This window comes from Streptomyces novaecaesareae (genome assembly GCF_000716875.1).
GTDB classification, from domain to species: Bacteria; Actinomycetota; Actinomycetes; order Streptomycetales; family Streptomycetaceae; genus Kitasatospora; species Kitasatospora novaecaesareae.
Genome location: NZ_JNWQ01000095.1, coordinates 1 through 24,920, shown reverse-complemented (window position 1 = coordinate 24,920; position 24,920 = coordinate 1). Strand labels below are relative to the sequence as shown.

Sequence of the window (24,920 nt, the reverse complement as noted above, 5' to 3'; positions counted from 1 at the left end):
GGCCGAGGGGGCGTCGGAGATGGGGATGACGTCGGCGCGGGTGCCGTCCCGGCGGCTCATCGGCTGCTCCCTTGGGCGGGTCGGTGGGGTGGGTCGGTGAGCAGGGGTGCTCGGCGGTGCTCGGAGGTGCGGTCCGGCCCGTACGGGGCCGCGGAGGGCTCCGTACGGCCGGAGGGGCGGGCCTGCGGCTCCTCCCGGGCCGGGGCGGGCGCCCTGCGAGCACTCTGGCAGCTGCCCGCCGCCCCCGCCGGTCGGGACACGCCTCGACCGCCCCCTCGACGGGCTCGTCCCGCTCCGGGAAGTCCTCGTCAACCCGCTGACCGGGGCCGGGAGGTGTGACTAGGCTGGCCCCGGAACACCGTCGGGAGGAGATCGGTCAGTGGCAGCCAACAGCGGGACGGACACGGAGGCCGGCGTCGTACAGCCGGAGCTGGCGCCGAGTGGGAAGCCCAAGGTGGACTTCACCGGGGCGGAGTGGCTGTACAGCAGCCAGGGGGTCGGAGACGTCCAGATCGCCTTCGTGGACGGCTACATCGGGATGCGGGACGGCCGCCAGGAGGACGGGCCGGTCCTGGTCTTCACGCCGGCGGAGTGGCGGGCCTTCGTGCTCGGCGCCCGGGACGGCGAGTTCGACCTCACCTGAGCCTCACCTGAGCCTCACCTGAGCCGAAGGTTCGGCTGAGTCGAAGGTTCGCCTGAGTCGCCTGCGGAGCGGGCCCCCGGACGTACGCGGGGCCCGCTCCGCAGGCGATTTTTCGGTCCCGAACGTCACAACTGATGATCTATTGAGCGTGCCCCGTCAGAATTTCTGTTGACTGTTAGACAAACGCAGCTCAGAGTAAGAGCACAGGCAGACGCCGTGCCCACCGCCCCCACGCGGCCAGACACGGCGCCTGCTGTTGCGGCCCGGCAGCGCTGCCAGGCCATCCTCCCAGTCATCCCCTGCGCACCGGGGTGCGTCGGCCGGTCCCGGCCCCGTGAAGGGCCGGCAGTCGCCGGGAGGCTGGCGCCGAATCCGAGAGCGACTCGGACGTCGGCACCGATGCTCGGGACCCGCACGCCCCCACGCGGCGGCGTCCCGAGCAGATCCACGGGAGCGACGGGCCGGGGCCCCGCGGATCTGGCTTTTGAGTGGAACTGTTGGCTTGTGTGTTGTGCGGTGTGCGACGACGAAGCTGGGTGCTCGGCTGTTCGGCACGACAAGTGCACAGTGAGGGATACGCGTGTAGGGCCGCGTTGCGACATGCCGTCCCCCCGGAGGGTGAAACCCAGAACGGCTGTCGTGCTGAACCGAACGTAGCCCGGACGGTTGCTCAGAGTCAACATTGGTCTCTGAGCGTCGATCTCCCGGCCGCCCCCCGACGGTGCCCCACCCACCTCGCGAGCGTGGTGTGCCGGGCACGTACGATGTTCCCATGTCTTTTCTCCGCCGTCGCTCCGGACAGCCCGCCGGCCCGGACTTCGACGTGCTCGCGATGGACCCGGGCGACTGGCCCGGCGACTTCGGTGCGGCCATGATGACCGGCCCGGACGGCTCCTGCCAGGGGATTTTCCTGCGCTACGACCTGTTCGGCGGCAGAGGCCCGGCGATGTTCATCGGCAACCTCCCGGAGGGTTCGCCCGCCCGGGAGACCGGCGACGACGTGCCCTTCGAGGTGCGGCAGCTGCTCGCGGCGCTGGAGAACGACGAGCCGGTCGAGTTCGTCTCGGCCGAGGACTTCCCGGTCATGCTCGGGGACGACCTGCTGATCGTGAAGAAGGTCAAGGTCAGCGAGGAGCGCGTGTTCTGCGCCCAGTTCGGCCGCAGCGACGGCGTCCTGGTCACCATCGCGTCCTGGGACCGACCGATTTCGGACGACCTGTATCAGCTGCTGAAGCCGCTCCCGGCGGACATGTTCCAGCAGGGCTGACCGGCCGCCTTCCCGGGGGCCGGACGCTGCTTGACGGTATCGATCACCGGTTCGTACAGTCGCGAACATGCCGAGTCGTCTCCCGCTGCTGACCCGTCGCAGACACCTGGATCTGCGGCGCACCGCCAGCGCGGCGTGTCCGGGCTGCTGAGGGGGATCCGTCCCCCGGCGGCGGGCGGCCGGCCTCGTACGGTCGGCGCCGAACCCGGGGGCGGGCCGTGAACTGACCTCCGGCGCCGCCAGTCGGACCCGCGCGCCCGTACGGCGTGCCGCCCGCATCAGTCGAGCCCACGCTGCCGCCCGGAGGCACCGCATCATGACGACCCGCGCCGCCGACCGCTCCTCCGCCGACCGTTCACCCGAGGAACGTTCGACTGGGGAACGGGCGTCCGCCGACCACCCGCTGGACGATCGTCCGTCCAACGGGTGGTCGTCCGGCGTCCGCCTGTCCGCCCGTCGGTCCCGGACCGCTCCGCCGCCGTCGACTTCCGGCCAGCCCGGTGTGGGCCGGCTCGCCGCAGACCGACCGGATTCCGGCCGACCCGATTCAAGCCGACCCGATTCAGCCCGTCCGGCGCCCGCCGCCGAGCCCGCCGCGCCCGCGCCCGCCCCCGCGCCTGACGACGCCCCCGACCGCGAAGCCGTGGGGACCGCCCTGGCCGGGCTGCCCCGGGTGGTCGACCTGCTCGCGGCCCGCGCCGAGGAGCACGACCGCGACGCGACCTTCCCGTACCAGGGCATCGAGGCGGTCCACGAGGCGGGGCTGCTCACCCTCACCGTCTCCCGCACGTACGGCGGGCCGGGCGGAACGCTCGCCGACACCGTCCGGGTGCTGTCCCAACTCGGCCGCGGGGACGCCTCGGTGGCCGTGGTCACCGCCTTCACGCTGCTCCGGCACGCCGAGCAGGGTCGCCGCGCCGACTGGCCGACGGCCGGGTACCGGCGGCTGCTCACCGAGTCCCGGCGCGGCCCCGCACTGGTCAACACGCTGCGGGCGGAGCCCGGCGCGCAGCCGGGCGAGCTGCCGCAGACGGTCGCCCGGCGGGACGGCGACGGCTGGCTGCTGACCGGTCGGAAGACGTACTGCACCGGCGCCGAGGCGCTGGCCTGGATGGCGGTGACCGCGCGGACCGACGAGCAGGAGCCGAGGGTCGGCACCTTCCTGGTCCGCGGCGAGAGCGAGGGCCTGGAGATCGACCCGACCTGGGACCAGCTCGGCCTGCGGGCCAGTGCCAGCCACGACGTGGTGCTGGACCGGGTCCGGGTGCCGGCCGAGCTCGCGCTCGGCCTCGGCGGCCGCCAGCCGGCGAACGGGGCCGCAGCCGAGGCCGAACTCTCCCGCGCCTGGCACGATCTGGCCCTCTCCGCGGTGGCGATCGGGGTCGCCCGGGCCGCCGAGTCCTGGCTGGTCCGCTTCCTCAACCAGCGCACTCCGGCCAACCTGACCGAGCCGCTCGGCACCCTGCCCCGCTACCGCTGCGCCCTCGGCGAGATCGAGGCCCAGCTGATCGGCGCCGAAGAACTGGTCGAGGGACTGGCGCCCCGGGTGGACCGGGGTGAGCCGGACGCCGTGGCCCGGACCGGCCCGGCCCACCTGCTGGCGACCCGGGCCGCGACGGCGGCGGTCCAGCAGGCCGTCGCCCTCACCGGCAACCCCGGTCTGAGCCGGCGTCACCCGCTGGAGCGCTACCTGCGGGACGTGCTGAGCAGCCGGGTCCACCTGGCCCCGGACGAGACGGTCCTGGAGGCCGCCGGCCGGGCCGCCCTGGAGCGCGGCGCCCGGCCGTGACCCCGCCCATGGGGGCCGGGTGGTTCAGCGCGTCCCAACCGCGGCCCGGACGGCGCGGCGGGCCAGCGCGGCGTCGTCGTAGAGCCGGCGGATCATGATCCGCTGCTCCTCGCCGGCGCCCGGCACGTCGTACAGCCGGATCTCCCGCATGAGCACCAGCACCAGGTTCACCAGGAACGCGTCCCGGGCCAGCGTGCCGCCGCTCTGGGCGAGTTGGCTGATCTGACGGCGCGCCGCGGTGTCCCCGGAGAGCACGCTCCAGAGCACCGCCAGGTCGTACCCGGGCAGGTACCAGCCGGCCTGCTCCCAGTCGACCAGCACCGGGCCGGACGGCGCCAGCAGCATGTTGCTGAGCAGCGCGTCGCCGTGGCAGAGCTGCATCGGGGTGTGGCCAAGACCGTGCAGCAGGCCGCGCAGGTCGCCGGCGTCCCGGTCGGTGAGCTGGCCCACCGAGTGGTAGCGGGCGATCTCCAACTGGTAGTCCAGGCGCGGCTGGAAGACGTCGGTCGGCGGCCGCCACAGGTTGAGCGTCCGGACAGTGTTGAGCAGCGCCCGCACCTCGCCCGGGGTGGGCGCGTTGACCGGGTGGCGCTCCCGGGCGGCCGGGCGGCCGGGGACGCGCTCCATGACCAGCACGCACCGGTCGTGGTCGGCCGCGACCAGCCGGGGCAGCCGCACCGGCGGGCGGTGCCGGACGAACGCCCGGTAGACCGCGACCTCGTGGTGGAAGTCGGCCACCAGCTGCTCGAAGTACTCACTCCGCACCGCCTGCGGCGCCAGGCACTTGGCGACCACCGGCGCCCGCCCGATGGTGCCCGCCACCAGGATGTGGCGGCTGCCCTCGCGCAGGACCTGGCGCGGGGTGAACGCGGGACATATCCGCGCGACGCTCGCCAGCGCGGCCCGGACCGACGGGGTCTGCAGCGCGGCCGGATCGATCCGCTCGGGGCCGCCGGGCTGGCCGGGCCGCCGGGCCCGCAGCACCTGGCCGTCGGCCTGGCGGGCCAGCGGGAGCCGGCTGCCGACCGGCGGGGCGGTCTCGGGGCCGCGCAGCCCCAGCGCGGTGCGGCCGGTCGGGCCCAGCGGGGTACGGCCGGCCGGGACGACCCGGGCGTCCGTGGCCCGGCCCTCGACGCCGCGCGGAGCCACCGGCCGGCTCGCCGGGGGCGCCTGCTTGGGGCCGGTGCGGCCGGCGGCTGCGGTGGGGGGGCGCAGCGCGGGGCGGGTCGCGGTCGGCGTGGGGGTCGTCGCTGAGGAGTACATGGGCTGAGGGTGGTCCCTTCCGGTCCGTCGGCGGGTGTGGCCCCCGCGGGGGCGGGGGAGGGCCGGTGCCGGGTGCTTCCTGGTGTGACGGCGGCCCTGCGGGTGGTGCGGTGCGGTGCGGTGCGGTTCGTACGGCGGTGCGGTGCTGCTTGAGGTACTGCGGTGCTGCGTGCGGTTCGTACGCCGCCGCGGTGCGGCGGGTGGTGCGCGGGCGCCGGGCACGGACGCGGGGTCAGGAACCCCTGTTCGGCGGTGCTCCGGCCGTCCGCACCCTGGGGAATGCGGTCGGCCGGACTGCCGTGGCCGTGCCCGGCGCCCCCGCGCCACCCGGCCGCGCCACCCCCTCGGGTGAGAACCGGGAGCGTCCCGTAACACCGTCGGGGGACCGCCCCGACGCTGGTGGGACGCCGCCCGACCCGGGGGGCGAGGTGGCGCACCCCTACAACACACCCGTCGGGCACTGGCTTAGTAGTCTGGCGGGCCCTGGCGAACGGTGGCGAATGCTCGCTTGGCACTTGCCGGAGCCTCTAGCCTCGAAGGAGCCGAGGAACCTGGGGGCTTCAATTGAGCAGGGGACCCAACACCCGACTCGCCGATCTGTTCGTCCTGACCGGATGGTCGAAGGGCGAACTCGCGCGGCTGGTCAACCGTCGGGGTGCCGCGATGGGGCAGATGCACCTGTCCACCGACACGTCGAGGGTACGGCGTTGGATCGAGCAGGGGGAGATCCCGCGAGATCCGGTGCCGAGGGTGCTGGCTGCCGTGTTCACGGAGCGGCTCGGACGTGTCGTCACCACTGAGGACCTCGGTCTGGAACGACACCGGCCCACCAGGTCCGGAGCGGAGATGTCCGCAGCAGTGCCATGGTTGCCGGATCGAACGGCCGCGGTCCTCACCGAGTTCACGGGAATGGACCTCATGCTGAACCGACGTGGATTGGTGGGCGCCGGAGCCGCGCTCACGGCCGGGGCGGTCATCGCCGACTCGCTGAAGGGCTGGCTGGGCGGGGACGCGGTCACGTACGCGGCCTCCGCCCCGGGGCCGCGACAGGTGGTCGCCGGGAGCGGCGCGCGCCCGGTGCTGGACGTGTACGACGCGGGCCCGGTGGGGCTCGACGAGGTGGAGTCGCTGGAGCGCTCGGTGCAGGTCTTCCGGGCCTGGGACGCGGCCCGCGGCGGCGGACTGCAGCGCAAGGCGGTGGTCGGTCAACTCAACGAGGTGGGCGGCCTGTTGACGCACCGGCACCCGCCCGCCGTGGAGCAGCGGTTGTGGCTGGTCGCGGCCAACCTCGCGGTGCTGGCGGGCTGGATGTCGCACGACGTGGGCCTGGAGCCCACCGCCCAGCGGTACTTCGTGATCGCGGCGGAGTCGGCCAAGGAGGCCGGCGACCGGCCGCGGGCCGGCGAGGCGATCTCCCGGGCCGCGCGGCAGATGGTCCACCTGGGCCGGGCCGACGACGCGCTCGACCTGATGTCGGCGGCCAAGGCCGCCGGTGGCGAGCTGCTGCCGAGAACGCGCGCGATGCTGAACACCGTCGAGGCCTGGGCGCACGCCTCGATCGGGCACTCCCAGGACACCTACCGGCTGCTCGGCCAGGCCGAGGACCTGTTCGCCGAGGAGTCGCCCGAGCCGCCGCCGTCCTGGATGCAGGTGTTCGACGAGGCCGAACTGCGTGGCATGCAGGCCCTGGTGCTGCGCACGCTGGCCGAGCACGACCGGGCGGCGGCGCCCAAGGCCTGCAAGCTCGCGGAGCGGGTGATCACCTTGCGCGAGGGCACCGGGCAGCTTCGTTCGGCGCTGTTCGACCGGATCACCCTGGCCTCGGCGCACCTGATCACGGGTGAGCCGGATGCGGCGGACCTGCAGGCCAAGATGGTGATGAACCTGATCGGCCAGAACTCCTCGCACCGGACGTGGGACCGGCTGCGCGAGATGTACCGGCTGACCGCGGCGTACCGGGGGCTGCCGGTGGTGGACGAGCTGCGGGAGGAGCTGGGCCGGGAGTTGCGGGCGGCGGACGCCAAGAACCGGCCGCGGCTGACGTGATGGCCCCGGGCGCCCGCGGGTGTCCCGGGGCGCGGTGACTCAGTTCGGCGGTGCCGCAGTTCAGTTCGGCGGTGCCGTGGCTCAGTTCGGCGGTGCCGGGCGGAGCAGCATGCGCAGCGCGGTGACGGTGCCGTCCGCGCCGAGGACGGGCTCGCCCGCGCACTCGACGCTGTCGTGCCGTCCGCCGGACCGGCGGATCCGCAGGGTGCCGGCGGCGATGCGGCCGTGCACCAGGGCGTCGGTCATCATCCTGCGCAGCAGTGGCCGGTCCGCCTCGGGGAGGCGGTCGGGCAGCCGGTCGAGGCTGAGCGGGCCCTGGGCCGGGTCGCACCCGAGGAGGAGGTAGGTCTCCGCGTTCCAGCGGATGCCGTCGGTCAGCAGGTCCCATTCGGCGGAGCCGAGGACGGTCTCTTTGTCGCTGCCGCCGCCGCCGAGGTAGGGGCCGGACGGCTCCTGCGCCGTGCCGTCCACTCTGCCGTCCGTTCCGCTGTCGTCGTCCCCGCCGCTGCCGCTGCTGCTGCCGCCGCTGCCGTCGCCGCCCGTCGCGTCGTCGGCGCGGTCCGTCCTGCCCGCCGCGCCTGCCGCGCCCGTCGTGCCCGGGGCGTGCGTGCCGGAACCGTGGGTGCCGGAACCGTTCGCGCCCGCCGGGGCGCCGTCCACCGTGGCGGTGCCCGGTGGGCGGGCGGCGCCTAAGGGCATGTTCATGGCGGTTCCATCGCTCGGTTGTGGCCCGCAGTGAGCGGGCCGCTTCGGGTAGTGAGAAGACTGTCGCACAGCGTCTTCACGCTCGTGGGCGATTTGGACAGATCGCAGGCAAAATTCCCCTGGCATATGCCACTGTGGCAGCGGGCTTCGTCGCCCTGTGTGCGGAAGGGTGCGCGAGGCGGTAACCTTCGGTGATTCCGGCGCCCGGGCGCCCACCGCAGTACCGACCAGAGCCCCCGGCGACGGAAATCCCGTTGCCACTACGACCGCCGCAACGGATGCTGACCTCATGTTCGAGCCAGTGATAGCACCCAGTGCCAGCCTCCTAGGCCTCCTTCAGCGAGGCCGTGGTGACGGGCAGCTCCACGCGCTGGCCGCCGACCGTGCCGAGGCCATCGCCGCGCTGGAGGAGTGCGTCACCAGGGACCCGCGAGCCGACTGGCAGGTCGAGAGCCGCTCCCTCTACTACGCCCGCCTCTACATGGAGCTGGAGGCCTCCCTCGACGGCATCGAGGACCACCTCCACTCCGCCGAGGACCTCGTCACCGACGACGAGAGCCGCACCGGCCTCGCCCTCTCCGTCCTGGGCCACCTCGCCGCGTACGGCCGGCGCGACGCGCTGCTGATGCTGCGCGAGTACGCCGCCACCGGCGCCAACTGGGCCTGGGCCCTCGACGAGCTCGCCCTGCGCGACGACGACCGCGGCCTGCTGCTGCTCGGCACCGCCGTGCTGGACCACTTCCCGCCGGGCCCCGAGGGCGACGCCGAGCTGCGCGAGTTCATCCGCAACGCGTACGAGCCCCGGCCCTGGCGGCTCTGGGCGGCCTACCACCCGAGAGTGGCGGCGGCCGGCGAGCAGTCGCCCTTCGACCTCTGGCAGCGCCAGATCAACCGCAGCGGCGTCACCCCGGGTTGGTCCACCGCCGACGTGCTGGCCTGGGCCGACCAGGGCGAACTGGGCGACCTCGGCGCCGGCGCCTTCCTCGGCCGGTCCGACGCCCGCCCGGAGCCCCCGCGCGCCACCGACTCCCCGGCCGGCCCCGACGCGGTGGACCGCCGCGCCGCCGCGGCCGCCCGCTGCCTGACCGCCGTGGTCCGTCCCGAGGACCGCCCGGCGCTGCTGGAAGCGGCCCGCGACGGCCTGCCCGGCGCCCGCCGTGCGGCCCTGCGCTACCTCGTCGACCAACGGGACCCGGCCGCCGTCGAGCTGATCGAGGCCGCCGCCGCCGACGTGGACGACCGCATCGTCCGGGCCGCCCTGGAGCTGCTCGGCCGGATGCGCGGCCCCGAGGTGCTGGCGCAGGCCCGGCGCTGGGCCGACCCGGCCAGCGGCGGCGCGGACAGCGCGCTCGGCGAGGCCGCCGTCCAGCTGCTCGCCGACGCCGGGGAGCCGCAGGACGCCCCGCTGGTGGTGGCCGGGCTGCGCCGCTGGATCTCCGCGCGCGGGGTCACCGGTACCGGGCTCGGGTCGCTGGTCGACGGTGCGGGGCGGCTGGCCGCCGCCGACGCCGTACCGGTCCTGCGCCACGTCTACGGGGAGGCCGCCTCCTCCGAGCTGCGCGGTCGCGCCGCCAGGGCGCTCGCCGCGACCGACGTGCACTTTCCCGAGGGGCCGGCCGTCGAGTGCCTCTGGGACTGCGAGGAGTCCACGCGTGAGCTCGCCGCGCGCCATGTCGCCACCACGGGCGACGCGCGTGTGCTGGAGCGGTTGCGCAGGCTCGCCGCCGACCCGGCCGAGGAGGCCGAGGTCCACGCCGCCGTACGCGGCCGATTGACCGCCGCCCGGGAGTTCGGGCGTTAGGTCGTCAGGTCCTCTCCGGGGCCCTCGACGCTGAGTGGGCCGGGACACCGTCGGGTGTCCCGGCCCACTGCTTTTCGGATCTGCCGCCTCTCCCGGGGGGTTTCTGAAACCCGGTTCTACTTCACCGAGCCCGCGTCCGGGGCCAGGACGCCGCCGGCCACCAGCCCGATGATCAGGACGCCGAGCAGCACCCGGTAGACCACGAACGGCAGGAAGCTGTGGCTGGAGATGTACCTGAGGAACCAGGCGATCGCCGCGTAGCCCACCGCGAAGGCGATCACGGTCGCCAGGATGGTCGGCCCCCAGGCCGGGGCCGGGCCCTCGCCGATCTTGAACAGCTCCAGCGTCCCGGAGGCGAGCACCGCCGGGATCGCCAGCAGGAAGGAGTACCGGGCCGCCGCCTCCCGGCTGTAGCCGAGCAGCAGGCCCGCGCTGATCGTGCCGCCGGAGCGGGAGACGCCCGGGATCAGCGCCAGCGCCTGGGCGAAGCCGTAGATGCCCGCGTGCGGCAGAGTGAGGTCGGTGATCGGACGGGCGTGCCGGATCGCGCGGGTGCGGTCGGCGAAGGCCAGGACCAGGCCGAAGACGATCAGCGTGGTGCCGATGATCCGCAGGTCCCGCAGGTGGGTCTCGATGGTGTCCTGGAACAGCTTGCCGAGGATGCCGATCGGGAGCGTGCCGATGATCACGAACCAGCCCATCCGGGCGTCCGGATCCGAGCGCAGCGCCGGGCGGACGAGCGACAGCGCCCAGGTCCGCACGATCGAGGCGATGTCCCGGCGGAAGTAGATCAGCACCGCCGTCTCGGTGCCGAGCTGGGTCACGGCCGTGAATGCCGCACCGGGGTCCTCCCAGCCCAACAGCGCTGAGAAGACCCGTAGATGGGCACTGGAGGAGACCGGCAGGAACTCGGTGAGCCCCTGGATCAGGCCGAGTACGGCCCCGTGGAACCAGGCGATCACCGGACACCCGCCGGGGGTATCCGTCGGGCATTGAGCAGGGGCGGCATGTGCGGGTCCTCGCGGGTCGGAAGGGCATGCGGACGACCGCGACCCGCCCGGCCCGCAGGCCGCGCAGGGGCCCGGCGCGCGGCCGATGGTACGGGGTGAAAGTGACAGTTCTTTGTTCACCCTTTGTACGGGCTTTGCGTGCGGGGCCCGTTCCGGCTGTTCCCGCTGGTCCGGCTGTTCGGGCGGGTGCGACCGGTGCGGTCAGTGCGCGGGCCGCGCCCGGACCCAGGTGCGGTCCTCGGTCAGGTACCGCTCGACCGTCAGGCCGGCGTCCGCCAGCGCCTGCTCGAAGGCCCCGGTGCTGAGCGGGCGGGACAGGAAGGTCTGCGTCCAGACGCCGTCCGGGAAGGTGTACTCGCAGCGGACGGAGTTCACGCCGTCGCCGACCGGTGTGGCGGAGACCAGCCGGGACCACGCGTCGGGCCCGATCGCCGTCTCGCGCGGCACGTTCAGGTGCCAGTCCTCGCCCTCGCGCTGCACCAGCACGCAGCCGTCCTCGGCGACGTGCCGGCGGCAGGTCTCCAGCAGGCCCTGGCGGACCGCCACATCGCCGGCGTGCACCAGGAAGGAGGCGAGCATCACGACGTCGAAGCGCTCGCCGAGGTCCAGCTCCTCGATCGGGCTGCGCACCGTACGGACGTCCGCGCGGACCCGGGCGAGCATCTCGGCGGACTCGTCCACGGCCGTCACGGTGAAGCCGCGGTCGGTCAGCGGGTGCGTCATCCGTCCTACGCCGCAGCCGAGTTCGAGGATGCTCGCGCCGGCCGGCACCGCGGCCTCGATCACGTCCGGGGCGTTGCCGACGGGCAGGCGGCTCCACACCTCGACGGCGCAGCCGTCCGGGGTGATCGCGCCCTCGCCGGTTCCGTCGTAGCCCTCGCGTCGGTCTTCCGTCATGCCCGTCATGTCCGCCATCCGAACACGGATGGGAGCGCGGGGGAAGAGTGCCTCGCCGGGGCTTGGCCATACCCAATGGGGGTATAACGACACCGTGTCGATCCTGGTGATGGAGCTGATCGAACGGTCGGTGCGGGCCGTCGGCGTGCTCCGGCGCGGCCGCTACCGCCCGCCGTCCGCCAGCTCGGCCAACGTCGTGTGCAGCCAGGCGAGTTCGGCCTCGGTGGTGGCGCGGGCGATCAGCAGCTGGCCGCGCCGGAAGGGGTCGTCGAACTCCTCGGCGGCACGCGGGCGGTCACCGTCGTAGTAGAAGCTCGCCGGCTCGGAGAGGAAGGCCAGGCGGCGGCGGAGCACGGCGGCCTGAGCGGTGGGGTCGTCGAGGTGGCGCAGGAAGGCGAGCAGGGCGAACCAGCGGTTCTCGTCGCTGATGTCGAGCGGCTCGGGCTCGCGCAGCCGGTCGAGCAGTTCGGCGCGGCCGGCCTCGGTGAGGTGCAGGGTGTGCCGGGGCGCGGCGGCGCTGCCGGGCTCGGGCCTGCGGACCAGCAGTCCGGCGGTCTCCAGACGTTTGATCGCGGGGTAGAGCGTGCCGTCGCTGATCGGCTGGACGTGCCCGGTGAGTGCGGCGAGGTGGCGGCGCAGCTCGTAGCCGTGCAGGGGTCGGTCGTACAGGAACCCGAGGATCGCCAGCTTGAACATGGCGCCACTCTCTCATATCCATCCCTCGATCCGTGGGTATATCGAGTGCGGGATACCTCGTGATCGAGGTATGGTTCCGGGCATTCCCTGGAAGAGGAGCCCTTGCCATGCGCCACGCCCCCGTCACCCCGAACGGCGACCTGATCCGCTGGGTCGAACTGCCCGGTGCCGAGCCCGCCCGGCTCTACCTGCACGGCCTGGGCTCCACCTCGCCGGCGTACTTCGCGGCGGCCGCCACCCACCCGCTGCTCGCCGGGCGCCGCTCGCTGCTGCTGGACCTGCTCGGCTTCGGCCTCAGCGACCGGCCGACGGACTTCGGGTACACGCTGGAGCAGCACGCCGACGCGGTCGCGGCGGCGGTGGGCGCGGCCGGGCTGAGCCGGGTCGAGGTGGTCGGCCACAGCATGGGCGGCGCGGTCGCGATCGTCCTCGCGCACCGGCACCCCGCACTGGTCTCCCGGCTGGTCCTGGTGGACGCCAACCTGGACCCGATCGACCCCGACCGGCAGCGGCCCGGCAGCAGCGGCATCGCGGGTTACACCGAGGCGGAGTTCCTGGCCGGCGGCCGGGAGGAGGTCGCCGAGCGGGTCGGCCCGTTCTGGTGGTCCACGATGCGGCTGGCCGGCCCGGAGGCGCTCCACCGCAGTGCCCGCCACCTGGCCCGCGCGACGGAGCCGACCATGCGCGAGCTGCTGCTCGGCCTGGACGTCCCGCGCACCTTCCTCCACCCGGCGGCGGACGGCGAACCGGCGGGCACGGACGGGCTGCGCGCGGCGGGCGTCCGGGTGGTCGCCGTGCCGGACTGCGGGCACAACATCATGCTCGACAACCCGGACGGCTTCGCGGCCGCCGCGGCGGAGGCGCTGGCGTCGGCCTGACCGGGACCGGTCGTCGCGGCGGGTGCCGGCCGTCCCGGAACGCGGCCCGGCAGGCCCGGACGCGGCCCGGCCGGCCGAGGACGGTGCGCGGAGCCCGAACCGGCCCAACACCCCATCATGGAGCTGCCGTTGGGCCGTCGAGCCGAATCGCCTCAGTGCCCCCGCAGCGGCACGAACCGTACCGGCGTGCCCGGCCGGGCCTGCGCGGCGGCCGCGAGGTCGGCGGCCGGGACGACGCCGACCACCGGGTAGCCGCCGGTGGTCGGGTGGTCGGCCAGGAAGACCACCGGCTGCCCGTCCGGCGGGATCTGCACCGCGCCCAACACCATGCCCTCGCTGGGCAGTTCACCGCCTCGGGCGCGCGCGACCGGCGGGCCTTCGGTGCGCAGCCCGACCCGGTTGCTGGTGGAGGAGACCCGGTACCCGTCGCGGCCCAGCCGCGCCACCGCGTCCGGGCTGAACCAGTCCGCGCGCGGGCCGAGCCGCAGGCGCAGCACCAGTTCGGCCGGGGGAGCGGGCAGCGGCACCAGCTCGGGCCGGGCCCGGTACGGCGGCGGGGTGCCGACCGGCAGTCGGTCTCCGGCGGTCAGCGGGGCCGGCCCGAGGCCGGCGAGCAGGTCCGCCGAGCGGCTGCCCAGCACCGGCGGGACGGCGACCCCGCCCGCCACCGCCAGGTAGCCGCGCACCCCGTCCGTCGCCGCGCCCACCTCGACCACCGCCCCGTCCGGGACCACGACCGGGGCGCCCCACGCGGCCGCCCGGCCGCCCACCCGGACGGGCGCGGGTGCGCCGGTGACGGCGACCAGCACCCTTCCGACAGCCCGCAGCGCGACCCCGCCGAGCGTGGTCTCCAGCCCGGCGGCCCCCGGTTCGTTGCCGACCAGCCGGTTCGCCGCCCGCAGCGCGGGCTCGTCCAGCGCCCCGGCCCTGGGCACCCCGAGGTGGGCGACGCCGTACCGCCCCAGGTCCTGGACCGTGGTCAGCGGCCCCGGCCGCACCACCACCAGCTCGCTCATCCCCGCCTCCTCATCCCCGCCGCTTCATCCCCGCCACCCAAGGCAGCCGCCACGTCAGGCCCGCCATGTCAGGCCCGCCACCTCAGGCCCGGGCCGCGGTGAACCGGACCCGCGCACCCGGGGCCAGCAGGGCCGGGGGATCGCGGTCGGTGTCCCACAGGGGGAGCGCCGTACGGCCGACGAGCTGCCAGCCGCCGGGGGAGGGGTGCGGGTAGACGCCGGTGTACGGGCCGGCCAGGGCGACCGAGCCGGCCGGGACGGAGCTGCGCGGGGTGGCCCGGCGCGGGACCTCGTAGCGTGCGGGCAGGCCGGTGAGGTAGCCGAAGCCGGGGGCGAAGCCGCAGAAGGCGACGGTGTACTCCGGCCCGGTGTGGATCCGGACGGCCGCCTCCTCGGACACCCCCCACAGTGCGGCGACCTCGGCCAGGTCGGCGCCGTCGTACACCGTCGGGACCTCCAGCAGCGGCCCGCGCGCCGCCTCGGCCGCCGTCGGACGGGCGGTGCGCAGCAGCCGTGCCACCGCGTCGACGTCCGCGACGCCGTCCAGGAGCACCGTGCGGGCGGCCGGGACCAGCTCCCCGACCTCGCCGAGCGCCCCCGCCTCCCGCTGCTCGCGCAGCCACCCGTACAGCGCCGCGACCTCGGCCGTCCCGGGCAGTTCGACCAGCAGCGCCCGGTCGCCGGCCCGTCGTACGGCGCCCGCTGGTATAGCGCCCACCGGCGGTACGGCGCCCGCTGCTCCGGCGCCGGCCGTCACGTGAACGCCTCCACCCGGACCCCGGCGGAGGCCAGGGCGCCGCGCACCCGCCAGGCGAGCTGGGCGGCGCCGGGGGTGTCGCCGTGGACGCAGAGCGAACGGGCCGCGACGGGGATCCGCTCGCCGCCGACGGCCTCCAGCTCGCCGTCGCGGGCGATGCCGACGGCGCGGGTGATCACCGCCTCCGGGTCGTGCACCACCGCACCGGCCTCGCGGCGCGGGACGAGGGTGCCGGCCCGGGTGTACGCACGGTCGGCGAACGCCTCGGCAACCACCGGCAGGCCGACGCCCTCGGCGACCTCCAACAGCCGGGAGGCGGGCAGGCCGAGGACGGGCAGCGGCCCGTCGCAGATTGCGCCGGCCCGCAGCACGCCGGCCACCACGGCCTCGGCCTGCTCGGAGTCGGCGACCACCCGGTTGTAGAGGGCGCCGTGCGGCTTGACGTAGGAGACCTTGGAGCCGGCGGCGCGGGCGAAGACCTGCAGGGCACCGATCTGGTACGCGATCTCGTCGGCGAGCTCCTCCGGGGGGACGTCCATCGCGCGGCGGCCGAAGCCGGCCAGGTCGCGGTAGGAGACTTGGGCGCCGATCCGGACGCCCCGTTCGGCGGCCAGTGCGCAGACCCGGCGCATCGTTGACGGGTCCCCGGCGTGGAAGCCGCACGCGACGTTGGCGCTGGTCACCACCGACAGCAGCGCCTCGTCGTCGGTCAGCGTCCAGCGCCCGAATCCCTCGCCGAGGTCCGCATTGAGATCGATCACCGCATCGGCCACGCCCGTCCGCCTCCCAGCAGCTGTTGAGCCAGATGGTAGGGCCTGTGGATGAAGGCCGTTGTCCGTGACCCGGGCCCACGAAGACAGGCCCTGGGGAGCCACGGCGTGCGACCTGCCCCGCACGCCCCCGGGCGGCGCCGTCCGGGGGCGTGCGGGCCGTCCGGGCTCAGTTCGCAGGCGCCGGTTCCGCGAAGGAACGTTCCAGCGGACGCAGCGCCCGCAACACGATCAGCAGCGGAATGACGCCGAAGATTCCGAACGACATGTCGATGAATCGCCACACCAGCGGGATCCCCCGCAGCGGCCCGCAGATCAGCGCCAGCGGGATGACGGCCCCGCAGGCGAGCACCGCCCAGCGGATCACCCAGATGTTGCGGACCGGGTCCTTGAGCGGCCCCCAGAAGGCGGCGCCGATCACCAGGTGGGCGAAGGCCAGCCAGTCGGTGCCGTAGGCCAGGAAGGGGTAGTGCCGGTTGGTCTCGACGATGCCCTCGTGGACCCGTACGAACCAGGCCGTCGCCGCGGGGAAGTGGTCGGTCAGCGGGGCGGCCGGGCCGGTCGCGAAGTCGGCCAGCCAGCCGGTCTCGGTCTCCAGCGGGAAGGCGGTGAGGCCGCTCAGCACCAGGCTGACCAGGAAGAACCACAGCAGGCGCCGGACCCTGCGAAGGATGACCGCGGGGTCGCCGTCCTTCTCGTACACCTCGTCCACTCGTCCACCTCCGTGCCGGGCACGCCGGGAGCACCGGGCGTGCCGAACTGCAGGCGGAGCCTTGTCCCGCCTGCGCGGAACCGACTCTAGACCCCTCTTTTGAACATGTTCAACTGAGGCTCCGGGAGGTGCGTCAGTGCCCGGAAACGCGTCGGTGCCCGGGCGCCGAAGCACCCGGGCACCGAGAGCGATCGCTACGCCATGTAGTCGAAGGTGGCCGGCGCGGTGGCGGTGCCGCCGGGCGTCACCACGGCGACCGGGGCGCTGTCCGAGCCGCCCGGCGTGGTCACCGTGCAGGCGGTGTCGGTGCAGCTGCCCGCCGCCGGGACGCCGCCGACCAGCACCATGCCGTGGGCGAGGTTGCTGCCGCTGACGGTCACCGCGGTGCCGCCCGTGCCGGGGCCGGTGGTGGTGTCCAGCCCGCTGACGGTCGGCGCGGCCTGGACGGTGGCCGGCAGGTAGCTGTGGCTGCCGAGGTCGTAGCGGGAGACGTGGTCGGTCGGGTCGGTGTCGTTGGGGTTGCCGGCGGTCACCGTGATCACGCCGACGATCGGCACGCCGGGGGTGGTGCGCAGGTTGAGCTTCATGAACTCGCTCTTCCCGACCACCCGGGTGCCGGTGAGGACGGCCTCCAGGTGGCGGCCGTCGGGCGAGAGCGTCGTGGTGAAGGTGTAGTCGTACGGGGTGGAGTAGAACATGGCGCCGTCGGTGGTGACGCCCGGCGGCAGGTCGACGGTGAAGTGCGTCGGGCCGGTCAGGTCGGCGGTGCCGGCGGACACCCAGCTCGCCGACATGTTCCCGGTGGTGAAGAAGCCGCCGGGGTAGTTCCCGTTCTGCGACACGGTCACGTGCTGCGCGGACGTGGACTGCGCGGACGTGGACTGCGCTGCGGGGGACTGCGCGGAGGCGGACCGCGGGGCGGCCGGCGCGGCCGCGGCGACGCCGGTGGCGAGCACGGCGCCGGTGGTGAGAGTGGTCACGGACAGCGCGGCAGCGAGGCCCGCTTTGGCCAGTCGGGTGATCATTGGTCGATCATCACCGAACCATTGCGCCGCCCTCACCGGTTTCTCGAATGTCGGTTCGAGAATGGCGGAATCCCGTCGAAACGGCGTTCTGAAATCGCCCCCCGGAAGGCCGCTCACCTGCCACTCCGTACGCCCGCAAGGTCCGTTTCGGTCGATGTCGGTGCGAACCTCTAATCTTGTCCCCCGTGACCGCCATCGCAGACCCGCCCATCGAGCCCGGCCTCCGACCCGCCGTCCCGGCCGCCGTGCGCCCCGCGCCCGGCCCCGCCGCCGACGAGGGCCTGGCCCGCCGGCTCAAGGCGCTGGCCTGCACCGCCCCGCTGCACGACCTGGACAACCGCAAGGTCAACCTGGCCGGCGAGTACGGCGGCTACGCGATGGCCGAGGTCGGCCTCGCCGCGATCGACCTGGTCACCCTGAACATGGACTTCGACACCGGGGCCGACCGCGAGCTGGTCCTCGCCCGCCTGCTGCCCCGGGTCGCCGCCCAGGCCGCCGGCCGCCCCGCCGCCGAGCACGAGCGGGTCGCCCGCTGGGTGCTGGAGTCGCTGATCAACGTCGGCAGCGTGGACCGCGGCTTCCGCGCCGTCTACGGCACCTTCGGCGCCGACGGCGAGTACGTGCGCCGCGACTACGACTTCAAGCTGATCGAGGAGGTCCCCGGCCCCGACGGCGGCGTCTACCTGCGCACCACCGACGAGGCGGTCAACGTCCTGGTCGGCGCGCTCGACACCGACGTCACCTCGGCCCAGATCGCCGCCGAGGTCAAGCTGGAGGTGCTGATCCGCCGCGGCCGCCTGGCCGACGCCCAGCTCGCCGCCGAGCAGGCCCGCTACCGCACCGTCCAGTACGCCGAGACGCTGCGCCGCGCCCTGGACGCGACCCGCCGCAACGTCCGGGCCGTCGACTGGATGCGCGCCGTCCCGGACCTCATCGAGGAGGCGCTGGACCACATCGCGGACCGCTACCGGCACGAGAACGCGATTCTCACCAACATCCGCAAGGCCCGCGACGAGGCCGAGGACCCTGAGCACAAGCGCCGCGCCGCCGAGCTCGTCGACATCGTCAAGGACTGCATCCGCCGCCACACCCAGCTGCAGACCCGCCTGCTGGAGGCCGGCCCGCTGTTCCGCGCCGAGCAGGACCGGCAGGCCTTCGCCACCCCCGGCGCCCGCAGCGGCATCGACCTGTACGGGCAGCTGCTCGCCCCCGTGCTGCGGCTGCCGGTGGAGCAGGCCGTCCGCCCCACCGGCGCCTTCTTCGCCCGCGGCGTCGGGCTGCGCACCCCGGCCTCCGTCCGGGTCGCCGACCTGGTCGACCTGCTGCTCACCCCGCCCGTCGAGCGCGAGCACCTCGGCGCCGAGCTGCCCGACCCGGACCTGGTCGCCACCCCCGACGACAGCCGCTTCTCCGAGGCCCAGCTGGAGTCCGCGCTGGTCCTGCTCGACCTGCCGCCGGACGCCCCCCGCCGGCTCTCCGGCCTGCTCGCCGACGCCCGCAAGCAGGACCCGGACCTCCCGTACCTGGTCGCCCTGCTCGCCGTGCACGCGGCCAGCCCGCCGGTCGGCACCGCCTACCGCCAGGGCGAGGAGCGGCTGCTGTTCGCCGTGGACGACGGCACCCCGCTGCGCGACCCGGAGTTCGGCGGCGCCGACCTGATCGTCGGCAGCGCCCTGCTCGACGCGGTCGGGATGGCCGCCGACCGCAAGGACGCCGGCTGACCGGCCATGACGCACCACCAGAACACCCGCAGCAGCAGTAGCAGCGACAGCCCCGAGGAGCACCGCCCGTGACGACCCACCACGACACGTCCTGGGCGGCCGAGACCGAACCCGCCGCCCCGGCGCCGATCACCCCGGCCGACGTCGCCGACGCCGCCCGGCTGGTCTCCTTCGGCCTCCAGGCCAAGCTGCTCCCGGCCCGGGACGTCGAGTACGCCGAGCTGGTGCGCCGCCACCGCGAGGACCCGCCGTTCGCCCGGCTCGCCGACGCCATCGCCACCGGCATGGGCCTGGTCGTCCTGGAGGTCTCGCCGCGCGCCGGCATGGCCGTGGCCGCCGCCGAGGACTCGCTGTTCGCCGTCCGGATGGGCGACTACTCGCGCCGCGCCGCCTCCGAGTCCACCGACCGCTTCCTGCACGGCCTGGCCCACCTGGCCGTCGCCGCGATGGCCTTCCCCCGCCCCGAGGACCTCGCCGACGACACCTACCTCGGCCGGATCACCGTCAACGGCGTCGACTCCTTCGTCCGCCAGGCCTGCCGCCGCCTGGAGGAGCAGGCCGAGGCCGAGGGCGCCAACACCGACCCGCAGTCCGACGCCCCCGGGCTGGAGGCCGCCTGGCGGGTCTGGGCCCGGCGCACCGCCACCGGCGCCACCAAGGACGCCCGCCGGCTGTCCGGCTCCACCATCGGCATCGTCGCCAAGGCCGTGCTGTTCCTGGTCGACTCCGGCTTCCTGCAGAAGGTCTCCGACGACTCCGGCGGCACCTACCGCACCACCGCCCGCTACCAGCTCCAGGTCCGCGACCTGGCCGGCAGCGCGGCCATGGCCGAACTGCTCGACCTGGGCGTCGTCCCGGTCTCCGACGGCACCGCCAGCCTGCTGCCGCCGGACACCTCCGACGAACTGGTCGCCGACGCCGGCCTGCCGTTCCACTCGCTCTGACCACCCTCCCAGTCACGGAAGCCACGGAGAACCGCCGCACATGTACGAGCTCAACCGGGTCCGCCTCTACTCGATCGGACCGGCCGGCGCCCGCTACGCCGACACGGTGCTCGACCTGCGCGGCGTCGGCGAGCCCGTCGCCGACCCGGCCCCGCAGCAGATCGGCCTGTTCGGCGAGGACCCCGACGGCCCGGTCCGCCGCCCCGCCCCGGCCGGCGTGCTCTTCCTGGAGAACGGCGGCGGCAAGTCCGTCCTGCTCAAGCTGATCTTCTCGGTCATGCTCCCCGGCCACCGCAACACCCTCGGCGGCGCCAGCTCCGGCGTGCTGCGCAAGTTCCTGCTCGCCGACGACTGCGGCCACGTCGCCCTGGAGTGGCAGCACACCGTCACCGGCGAGCTGATCGTGGTCGGCAAGGTCAGTGAGTGGCGCGGCCGCCAGGTCTCCTCCGACCCGCGCAAGTTCGCCGAGACCTGGTACTCCTTCCGCCCCGGCCCCGGCCTCACCCTCGACTCGCTGCCGGTCGCCGAGCGGGTCAGCCTGGCCGGAGACCAGAAGGCCCGCGGCCGCCGCCGCACCATGAAGGGCTTCCGCGACGCCCTCACCGAGGCCGGCAAGGCCCACCCGCACCTCGACCTGGTCTTCGAGGACGGCCACGACCGCTGGACGGAACACCTCGGCGAACTCGGCCTCGACCCCGAACTCTTCCGCTACCAGCGCGAGATGAACGCCGACGAGGGCGAGGCGGCCGGCCTCTTCGCGGTCAAGCACGACAGCGACTTCACCGACCTCCTGCTGCGCGCCGTCACCGACACCCGGGACACCGACGGCCTCGCCGACCTCGTCCACGGCTTCGCCGCCAAACTCGGCCGCCGCGCCGAACTCACCGCCGAACGCGACTTCACCGCCGGCTCGCTGGACCTCCTGGAGCGCATCGCCGAGGCCACCACCGCCCGCGAGACCGTCCGCGAGGCCCACCGCACCGCCGAGCGCCGCACCCGCCGCCTCGCCCACGCCCTCGCCTCCCGCGCCACCGCCGAACGCGACCGCGCCCAGGACCTCGCCATCGAGGTCGCCGCCGCCGCGAGCGCCGTCACCGCCGCCGAGGCCGACCGCACCCGGCACACCCTGATCGCCGACGAACTCACCCACCGGCACGCCACGCTGGGCCTCGCCGCGGCCACCGCCGAAGCCGCCGCGCTGCGCCGCGAACTCATCGACGCCCGCACCCTGCACGCCGCCTGGCAGGCCGCCGAGGCGGTCCTGCGCCAGCGCGCCGCCGCCGACCGGGTCGCCCGGGTCGCCGCCGCCATCCGCGAGGCCGAGCTGGACGCCGCCCCCGCGCTCGCCGCCCGCGCCCTCGCCGCGACCGCCCTCGCCCGCGCCCTGGAAGCCGCCGCCGCGGCCGCCGAGTCCCGCGCCGACACCGAGGAACAGCGCGCCGGCGAACTCCAGGAGGACGGCGGCAAGGCGCAGTCCGACGCCACCGAGGCCGCCACCGCCGCCCAGAAGGCCCGCAGCGAGGCCGAGCACCTGCGCCAGCGCCTCGCCGAGGTCGAGCAGGAGACGGAGGCCGCCGTCACGGCCGGCTTCATCGACGCCGACGGCGACGTGGACCCGGCCCGCGCCGCGCTGCACGCCGCCGACGTCGAGAAGGCCGCCAGCGCCGCGCTCGCCCAGGCCCGTACGGCCGCCGAGGCCTGCGCCACCCGGCTGCGCGAGGCCTCCGCCGCCACCGGCCGCGCCGAACTCGCCGCCGAACGCGCCGGCGACGCCCGCAAGGACGCCGCCCGGGCCCTGGCCGCCGAACAGCGCACCGCCGCCCTGCTCGCCACCGAACAGCGCCTCGCCGACCTGCTCTCCCTCACCCCGTACCAAGAGGGCGCCGAGGAGGACGCCGGCTTCCTCACCCCCGCCCTGCTCGACCGCAACGCCGAGTACCTGCGCGAACTCCTCGACGAGGCCATCGCCACCGCCGAACGCACCCTGTTCGACCTCCGTACGGCCGCCGCCGACGACGCCCGCATCCTCGCCGCCCTCGGCGACGGCGGCCTGCTGCCGCCCGGCCCGGACGTGCTGGCCACCGTCGAGTACCTGGCCGAGCACGGCATCCCGGCCCTGCCCGGCTGGCGCTACCTCGCCCAGTCCGTCGACCCGGCCGACCACGACGCGATCCTCGCCGCCCGCCCCGAACTGGTCGACGGCGTGGTCGTCACCGACCCGTCCTCGCTGGAGCGCGCCCGCGAGGCCCTGCAGGCCGCCGCCCTGCTGCCGCGCTCCACCGTCGCCGTCGGTGCCGCCGCCTCGCTGATCGCCCCGATCACCGACGAGCCCGCCTTCTTCCTCGTGCCGCCGAACCCGGCCATGCACGACGAGTCCGCCGCCGACGGCGAGCGCCGCGACCTGCGCGCCCGGGCGAGCGCCCGCGAGGAGCACATCCGCGAACTCGCCGCCCGCCTCGGCGCCGACCGCGCCCTCGCCGCCCGCCTCGCCTCCTGGCACGCCAGCTGCCCGCCCGGCACCCTCGCCGAACTCGCCGCCGCCGCCGAAGCCGCCCGCGAGCACGCCGAACAGGCCGCCGCCGCCCTGGCCACCCTGCGCGCCGACCACGACGAGGCCGAGACCGACCACGCCACCGCCGCCTCCGCCCACGAGGAGCACCGCGAGGCCGCCCAGCGCGCCCGCCGCCGCGCCGACGCCCTCTCCGGCCTCGCCTTCCGCCTGCGCGAACGCGCCAACTGGGGCCGCCGCCAGCGCGAACTCGCCGAGGACGCCGCCGAGTGCGACCGCCGCCAGGCCCTGTGCGCCGAACGCGCCCGCACCTGCGACGAGGACCGCCGCGCCGCCCAGCGCGCCGCCGACGACGCCCGCCGTACGGCCCGCGCGCTGCGCGCCGAACGCGCCGAGATCCCCGCCGCCGAGCAGACCGACGAGCCCGCCGACACCGCCCCCGCCGCACTCCCCGCCCTGCGCGAGGCCTACCGCGCCGCCTCCCAGCTGTACGAGAAGGTCGGCGTCGGCGCCGACCTGCGCGCCGAACAGGCCCGTGCCGAAGGCGACGAGGCCGCCGCCGCGACCGAACTCGACCGCCTCACCAACAAGGTCCGCACCCGCGCCGAGGAACTCCTCGGCAGCCCCGACGGCGCCGACGGTCCGGCCCGCCAAGCCGCCGCCGCCCGCGCCGAGGAGCTGGTCGCCACCATCGAGGCCCGCTCCGCCGCCGCCAGTGAGCAGCTCGGCCGCCTGCGCGGCGAAGCCGAACGCTCCGCCCCCGCCGACGGCGAGGCGCACACCGAACTGCCCGAGGACCTCGTCCCCACCGACCCGGAGCACGCCCAGGCCCTGCTGCGCACCGCCACCAGCCGCCTCGCCGAACGCCGCGAGGCCCTGGACGCCGCCCGCACCGCGCACGCCGACCTGCAGCGCACCTTCGACACCGCCCAGTCCGCCGCCGCCGACTTCGACGAGCTGGCCGGCCAGCTGCGCGACGGCCTGCGCGACCACCAGGAGGACCCGGACGACCCGGTCGAGCCGTACCTGGGCTCGCTCGGCGAGGCCCGCACCGGCGCCACCGAGGCCCGCCGCGGCCTGCGCACCGCCGCCGGCGAGCTGTCCTCCGCCGAACTCGCCGTCCGTGACGCCGCCGACGCCCTCGTCCGGCACGCCAACGCCGCCCGCTACGAGGCCGTCCGCACCCCGGCGCGCCAGCAGATCCGCGAACTGCCCGCCTCCGCCCTGCCCGAGCACGCCGCCGCCTGGGCCACCGCCTTCGCGCCCCGACTGCGCGTGCTCACCGACGAGCTCGCCCAGCTGGAGAAGAACCGCGGCTCGATCGTGGACCGCCTGCGCGGCCTGGTCGAGTCCTCGCTCACCACCCTGCGCGCCGCGCAGCGCCTCTCCCGGCTGCCCGAGGGCCTGGGGGAGTGGTCCGGCCAGGAGTTCCTGCGGATCCGCTTCGAGGACCCTGACCACGCCACCCTGGTGGAGCGGCTCGGCGAGGTCATCGACGAGGCCACCCGCGCCGCCGTCAGGAAGAACAGCGACCTGCGCCGCGACGGCATGTCCCTGCTGCTGCGGGGAGTCGCCGCGGCGATCGGCCCCAAGGGCGTCAGTGTCGAGATCCTCAAGCCCGACGCGGTGCTGCGCGCCGAGCGGGTCGGCGTCGGCCAGATGTCCGACGTCTTCTCCGGCGGCCAACTGCTCACCGCGGCCATCGCCCTGTACTGCACGATGGCCGCGCTGCGCGCCAACGACCGCGGCCAGTCCCAGCTGCGGCACGCCGGCACGCTCTTCCTGGACAACCCCATCGGCCGCGCCAACGCCACCTACCTGCTGGAGCTCCAGCGCGCTGTGGCCGACGCACTCGGCGTCCAACTCATCTACACCACCGGCCTGTTCGACACCACCGCACTCGCCGAGTTCCCGCTGGTGATCCGGCTGCGCAACGACGCCGACCTGCGGGCCGGCCTCAAGTACATCTCCGTCGAGGAGCACCTGCGCCCGGGCCTGCCCGCCGCACCGGACCCGGACGGCCCGGCCATCCACGGCGAGATCACCGCCACCCGGATGTTCAAGCGCCCCGCGGAGGTTCCCGCCCAGTCGTGAAGTCACTAGCGTGATCGGCATGCTGACGATCGCGCACCTCAGTGACATCCACCTCGGCCAGGTCCACCGCCGGGACGGCGGAAAGCGCGCCCGGCGACGGGCCGAGCAGGTGATGGCGTACCTCAACGCCCTGCCCGGCCCGCTGGACGCGGTGCTGGCCACCGGAGACCTCGCCGACCACGGCCTGCCCGAGGAGTACGAGCAGGTGGCGAAGGTGCTGACCTCCCGGCACCCGGTGCTCACCTGCCCCGGCAACCACGACCGCCGGGCGCCGTACCGGGCGGTGCTGCTCGGCGGGGCGGCCCACCGGAGCCCCCCCCGCCCACGGCCTGCCCGAGGAGTACGAGCAGGTGGCGAAGGTGCTGACCTCCCGGCAC

At 75.0% G+C, this 24,920-nt stretch carries 21 protein-coding genes; 11 read left to right on the top strand and 10 right to left on the bottom strand.

The window, feature by feature from the left end; genetic code table 11:
• Positions 1–430 precede the first annotated feature (430 nt).
• The 4 genes from OP86_RS27960 to OP86_RS27950 all read left to right on the top strand — a co-directional run bounded on the left by OP86_RS27960 (position 431) and on the right by OP86_RS27950 (position 3,699).
• Positions 431–643, top strand: coding sequence for a DUF397 domain-containing protein (locus OP86_RS27960; RefSeq protein ID WP_030058990.1), 213 nt, complete (start codon positions 431–433; stop codon positions 641–643).
• Between the two features lie 772 nt (positions 644–1,415).
• Positions 1,416–1,910, top strand: a complete 495-nt coding sequence (locus tag OP86_RS27955; RefSeq protein ID WP_030058989.1) for a hypothetical protein — start codon at positions 1,416–1,418, stop codon at positions 1,908–1,910.
• Positions 1,911–1,977: 67 nt separating this feature from the next.
• On the top strand, positions 1,978–2,061 hold the full coding sequence (locus OP86_RS39280) for a putative leader peptide (protein ID WP_373560544.1): 84 nt from the start codon (positions 1,978–1,980) through the stop codon (positions 2,059–2,061).
• A gap of 492 nt (positions 2,062–2,553) precedes the next feature.
• A complete protein-coding gene (locus OP86_RS27950; protein WP_033333713.1) occupies positions 2,554–3,699 on the top strand; it encodes an acyl-CoA dehydrogenase family protein in 1,146 nt (381 codons plus the stop codon).
• 24 nt (positions 3,700–3,723) lie between these two features.
• On the opposite strand, the gene OP86_RS27945 is transcribed toward OP86_RS27950, so the two are convergent.
• Positions 3,724–4,962: an aminoglycoside phosphotransferase family protein gene (locus tag OP86_RS27945; RefSeq protein ID WP_078589236.1), complete on the bottom strand. Its 1,239-nt coding sequence runs from the start codon at positions 4,960–4,962 to the stop codon at positions 3,724–3,726.
• Between the two features lie 564 nt (positions 4,963–5,526).
• Here OP86_RS27945 and OP86_RS27940 point away from each other — a divergent pair.
• Positions 5,527–7,008 carry a DNA-binding protein NsdB gene (locus OP86_RS27940; RefSeq protein ID WP_030058986.1) on the top strand — a complete coding sequence of 494 codons (1,482 nt, stop codon included), beginning with the start codon at positions 5,527–5,529 and terminating at the stop codon, positions 7,006–7,008.
• Positions 7,009–7,089: 81 nt separating this feature from the next.
• Here OP86_RS27940 and OP86_RS27935 read toward each other — a convergent pair whose 3' ends face one another.
• A complete protein-coding gene (locus OP86_RS27935) occupies positions 7,090–7,713 on the bottom strand; it encodes a PAS domain-containing protein (RefSeq protein WP_030058984.1) in 624 nt (207 codons plus the stop codon).
• 289 nt (positions 7,714–8,002) lie between these two features.
• Between OP86_RS27935 and OP86_RS27930 the strand changes: the two genes are divergently transcribed.
• Positions 8,003–9,514: a HEAT repeat domain-containing protein gene (locus OP86_RS27930; RefSeq protein WP_030259635.1), complete on the top strand. Its 1,512-nt coding sequence runs from the start codon at positions 8,003–8,005 to the stop codon at positions 9,512–9,514.
• Between the two features lie 116 nt (positions 9,515–9,630).
• Here the strand turns inward: OP86_RS27930 and OP86_RS27925 are convergent, their stop codons facing one another.
• The 3 genes from OP86_RS27925 to OP86_RS27915 form a co-directional block, all read right to left on the bottom strand.
• Positions 9,631–10,473 (bottom strand): undecaprenyl-diphosphate phosphatase, encoded by an 843-nt coding sequence (locus OP86_RS27925; RefSeq protein WP_030058981.1) that lies wholly within the window; start codon positions 10,471–10,473, stop codon positions 9,631–9,633.
• Between the two features lie 252 nt (positions 10,474–10,725).
• Positions 10,726–11,421 carry a class I SAM-dependent methyltransferase gene (locus tag OP86_RS27920; protein WP_030058980.1) on the bottom strand — a complete coding sequence of 232 codons (696 nt, stop codon included), beginning with the start codon at positions 11,419–11,421 and terminating at the stop codon, positions 10,726–10,728.
• A gap of 162 nt (positions 11,422–11,583) precedes the next feature.
• Positions 11,584–12,117, bottom strand: coding sequence for a PadR family transcriptional regulator (locus OP86_RS27915; protein ID WP_030058979.1), 534 nt, complete (start codon positions 12,115–12,117; stop codon positions 11,584–11,586).
• Positions 12,118–12,224: 107 nt separating this feature from the next.
• On the opposite strand from OP86_RS27915, the gene OP86_RS27910 reads away from it, so the two are divergent.
• Positions 12,225–12,995, top strand: a complete 771-nt coding sequence (locus tag OP86_RS27910; protein WP_030058977.1) for an alpha/beta fold hydrolase — start codon at positions 12,225–12,227, stop codon at positions 12,993–12,995.
• 152 nt (positions 12,996–13,147) lie between these two features.
• On the opposite strand, the gene OP86_RS27905 is transcribed toward OP86_RS27910, so the two are convergent.
• The 5 genes from OP86_RS27905 to OP86_RS34025 all read right to left on the bottom strand — a co-directional run bounded on the left by OP86_RS27905 (position 13,148) and on the right by OP86_RS34025 (position 17,275).
• Positions 13,148–14,011 carry a 5-oxoprolinase subunit C family protein gene (locus OP86_RS27905; protein WP_030259633.1) on the bottom strand — a complete coding sequence of 288 codons (864 nt, stop codon included), beginning with the start codon at positions 14,009–14,011 and terminating at the stop codon, positions 13,148–13,150.
• Positions 14,012–14,093: 82 nt separating this feature from the next.
• A complete protein-coding gene (gene pxpB, locus OP86_RS27900) occupies positions 14,094–14,729 on the bottom strand; it encodes a 5-oxoprolinase subunit PxpB (RefSeq protein ID WP_245231834.1) in 636 nt (211 codons plus the stop codon).
• 35 nt (positions 14,730–14,764) lie between these two features.
• Complete coding sequence (locus tag OP86_RS27895; RefSeq protein ID WP_030058972.1) at positions 14,765–15,529, bottom strand: LamB/YcsF family protein; 765 nt, start codon at positions 15,527–15,529, stop codon at positions 14,765–14,767.
• A gap of 178 nt (positions 15,530–15,707) precedes the next feature.
• A complete protein-coding gene (locus tag OP86_RS27890; protein ID WP_418952640.1) occupies positions 15,708–16,250 on the bottom strand; it encodes a hypothetical protein in 543 nt (180 codons plus the stop codon).
• A gap of 194 nt (positions 16,251–16,444) precedes the next feature.
• Positions 16,445–17,275: an IPT/TIG domain-containing protein gene (locus OP86_RS34025; RefSeq protein ID WP_030259631.1), complete on the bottom strand. Its 831-nt coding sequence runs from the start codon at positions 17,273–17,275 to the stop codon at positions 16,445–16,447.
• A gap of 194 nt (positions 17,276–17,469) precedes the next feature.
• Between OP86_RS34025 and OP86_RS27880 the strand changes: the two genes are divergently transcribed.
• The 4 genes from OP86_RS27880 to OP86_RS27865 form a co-directional block, all read left to right on the top strand.
• Positions 17,470–18,996, top strand: a complete 1,527-nt coding sequence (locus OP86_RS27880; RefSeq protein WP_051830808.1) for a hypothetical protein — start codon at positions 17,470–17,472, stop codon at positions 18,994–18,996.
• 68 nt (positions 18,997–19,064) lie between these two features.
• Positions 19,065–19,940: a hypothetical protein gene (locus OP86_RS27875; RefSeq protein WP_030058965.1), complete on the top strand. Its 876-nt coding sequence runs from the start codon at positions 19,065–19,067 to the stop codon at positions 19,938–19,940.
• Between the two features lie 40 nt (positions 19,941–19,980).
• The gene (locus OP86_RS27870) at positions 19,981–24,543 is read left to right on the top strand and encodes a hypothetical protein (RefSeq protein WP_030259623.1); all 4,563 of its coding nucleotides are present in this window, start codon (positions 19,981–19,983) and stop codon (positions 24,541–24,543) included.
• Between the two features lie 19 nt (positions 24,544–24,562).
• Positions 24,563–24,920: metallophosphoesterase (locus OP86_RS27865; protein ID WP_209440369.1), on the top strand; the 358-nt coding region annotated here is incomplete at its 3' end.

Excerpts from the sequence above, each read along its gene's own strand:
- OP86_RS27955 (WP_030058989.1), top strand. The coding sequence starts at position 1,416 with ATGTCTTTTCTCCGCCGTCGCTCCGGACAGCCCGCCGGCCCGGACTTC.
- OP86_RS39280 (WP_373560544.1), top strand. The coding sequence starts at position 1,978 with ATGCCGAGTCGTCTCCCGCTGCTGACCCGTCGCAGACACCTGGATCTG.
- OP86_RS27945 (WP_078589236.1), bottom strand. The coding sequence starts at position 4,962 with ATGTACTCCTCAGCGACGACCCCCACGCCGACCGCGACCCGCCCCGCG.
- OP86_RS27935 (WP_030058984.1), bottom strand. The coding sequence starts at position 7,713 with ATGAACATGCCCTTAGGCGCCGCCCGCCCACCGGGCACCGCCACGGTG.
- OP86_RS27930 (WP_030259635.1), top strand. The coding sequence starts at position 8,003 with ATGTTCGAGCCAGTGATAGCACCCAGTGCCAGCCTCCTAGGCCTCCTT.
- OP86_RS27920 (WP_030058980.1), bottom strand. The coding sequence starts at position 11,421 with ATGACGGAAGACCGACGCGAGGGCTACGACGGAACCGGCGAGGGCGCG.
- OP86_RS27915 (WP_030058979.1), bottom strand. The coding sequence starts at position 12,117 with ATGTTCAAGCTGGCGATCCTCGGGTTCCTGTACGACCGACCCCTGCAC.
- OP86_RS27910 (WP_030058977.1), top strand. The coding sequence starts at position 12,225 with ATGCGCCACGCCCCCGTCACCCCGAACGGCGACCTGATCCGCTGGGTC.
- OP86_RS27905 (WP_030259633.1), bottom strand. The coding sequence starts at position 14,011 with ATGAGCGAGCTGGTGGTGGTGCGGCCGGGGCCGCTGACCACGGTCCAG.
- OP86_RS34025 (WP_030259631.1), bottom strand. The coding sequence starts at position 17,275 with ATGATCACCCGACTGGCCAAAGCGGGCCTCGCTGCCGCGCTGTCCGTG.
- OP86_RS27870 (WP_030259623.1), top strand. The coding sequence starts at position 19,981 with ATGTACGAGCTCAACCGGGTCCGCCTCTACTCGATCGGACCGGCCGGC.